General features: G+C 61.4%; 1 protein-coding gene. It reads right to left on the bottom strand.

Annotated features, from left to right (window positions below; genetic code table 11):
* Positions 1 to 622, bottom strand: a 622-nt coding sequence (gene tssI, locus J1G18_RS27855) for a type VI secretion system tip protein TssI/VgrG (RefSeq protein WP_223009607.1), incomplete at both ends; no start/stop codon positions are given.

Here is a 622-nt window from a genome sequence, read left to right as displayed (position 1 = left end):
CGTAGACGGTGTGGTGTTCTTCTGCCTTGAATTCTGTGTAGCTGTTTTGCTCGACGGTGTCGTGGCGTTCGTTGCCGACGCGGATCTTCTGGTCGTGCTCGATGTTTTCGTCCCAGTCGCGCTGGGCATGGAGGAAGATCTGTTCCTGACCTTTTTTGTCTTCGATGCGCAGTTCGTTGTAGCCACCGCCGCCCATCGAACTCAAGGTCTTGAAGGTGCTGCGGGTCTTGTTCGCCGGCAGCGCGTAGGGGACGGTGTTTTCCTTGTGGTACAGGCAGCCGCTGATCAGCGGTTGATCGGGGTCGCCTTCAAGGAAGGTGACCAGCACTTCCATGCCGATGCGCGGGATGGCGATGCCGCCGTACTGGGCGCCGGCCCAGGCGCTGGAGACGCGCAACCAGCAACTGGTCTTGTCGTCGGCCTGGCCTTCGCGGTCCCAGTGGAATTGCACTTTGACCCGGCCGTACTGGTCGCAATGGATCTCTTCGCCTTTGGGGCCGGTCACCACGGCGCTCTGACTGCCGAGGATGCGCGGTTTCGGGTGGCGCAGCGGTGGACGGTTCGGCACGTCCCACGGGGTCGCCTGAAAACGGTTGCGGTAGCCCTGATGGAAATCGTCTTT

Source organism: Pseudomonas sp. MIS38 (genome assembly GCF_019891575.1).
Taxonomy (GTDB): Bacteria; Pseudomonadota; Gammaproteobacteria; order Pseudomonadales; family Pseudomonadaceae; genus Aquipseudomonas; species Aquipseudomonas putida_A.
This window is presented reverse-complemented; position numbering and strand designations above follow the sequence as displayed.